The organism is Paraburkholderia sp. Ac-20347, assembly GCF_017104805.1.
Classification (GTDB): Bacteria; Pseudomonadota; Gammaproteobacteria; order Burkholderiales; family Burkholderiaceae; genus Paraburkholderia; species Paraburkholderia tropica.
The window spans coordinates 1-1,415 of record NZ_JAAGPN010000573.1 but is presented as its reverse complement, the minus strand read 5'-3'; the positions used below and the strand labels follow the sequence as shown (position 1 = coordinate 1,415).

The 1,415-nt window shown below is 71.2% G+C and carries 1 protein-coding gene and 1 pseudogene; both read left to right on the top strand.

What is annotated here, in order from left to right:
- Positions 1 to 626, top strand: a pseudogene (locus G3N97_RS38755) (allophanate hydrolase); the annotation flags it as partial.
- Between the two features lie 122 nt (positions 627 to 748).
- Positions 749 to 1,415, top strand: a 667-nt coding sequence (pxpA, locus tag G3N97_RS38750) for a 5-oxoprolinase subunit PxpA (RefSeq protein WP_205997991.1), incomplete at its 3' end; no start/stop codon positions are given.

The window sequence follows — 1,415 nt, the reverse complement described above, 5'->3', positions numbered from 1 at the left end:
TCGCCACGGGCGCGTCGTTCGCGCCCGGCGGCGAACGCGCCTCGCTCGGCCCCGACGCGCCGCCGTTCGGCGTGAAGGCGCCGACGCTGTGCAACTTCGTCCACGTCGACGAGCCGTATCACCGGCGCGGTCGGCATCCCGACGGCATGCTCTGGGCGCTGCCCGTGCGCGTGCTGCGCGGACCGGAATACGAGCGCTTCACGCCCGAAGCGCAGCGCGCGTTCTGGTCCGACGAATGGCAGGTGACGCCCAACAGCAACCGCATGGGCTACCGGCTCGACGGCACGCCGCTCGCGCGCGTCGCGCAGGAGACGGGCGGCGCGCTGCTCTCGCACGCCGTGCTGCCCGGCACGATTCAGGTGCCGCCGAACGGCCAGCCCATCGTGCTGATGAGCGATGCGCAGACCACCGGCGGCTATCCGAAGATCGGCGTCGTGATCCGCGCCGATTTGTGGAAGCTCGCGCAGGTGCGGCTCACGGCCGGCGTGCGCTTCGTCGAAGCGACGCCCGCCGTGGCGCGCCACGCGCTCGAAGAGGAGCGCGCGTATCTGCGCCAGATCGACGCCGCCATCGGCATGCAGGAGGAACGCTACGCGAGCCGCAAACGCAACGCGGCGACGGCTTGAGGCAGCACGCGCGTCACGACGCAGCGGACATCGACACGCAATAGTACGCAACACCCACGCACCACCAGGCAACGACGCGCCCGCGCGCGACGCGGACGTGAGGCAACACGGAGAGAACCACCATGACGACCATCGATCTGAACGCCGATCTCGGCGAAGGCTGCGGCTCCGACGAGGCGCTGCTCGACCTCGTGAGCTCGGCCAACATCGCGTGCGGCTGGCACGCGGGCGGCGCCAACGCCATGCGCGAATGCGTGCGCTGGGCCGTGGAGAAAGGCGTGTCGATCGGCGCGCACCCGAGCTTCAACGATCCCGAGAACTTCGGCCGCAAGGAAATGGATCTGCCCGCCGGGGAAATCTACGCGGGCGTGCTGTATCAGCTCGGCGCGCTGTCGGCGATCGCGCAGGCCGAAGGCGGACGCATCGCGCACGTCAAGCCGCACGGCGCGCTCTACAACCAGGCCGCGCGCGACGCGAAGATCGCCGACGCGATCGTGTCCGCCGTGCACGACTTCGATCCCTCGGTGACGGTGTTCGCGCTCGCGGGCAGCGGGCTCGTGGCGGCCGCGCGCGAAGCGGGCCTCGTGGCCGTCGAGGAAGTATTCGCCGACCGCGGCTATCGCGCCGACGGCTCGCTCGTGCCGCGCAGCGAGCCGGGCGCGCTGCTCGACGACGAAAGCACCGTGCTCGCCCGCACGCTCGCGATGATCCGTGAGCAGCGCGTGCAGGCCGTCGACGGCGCGTGGGTGCCGCTCAACGCCCAGACCATCTGCCTGCACGGCGACGGGC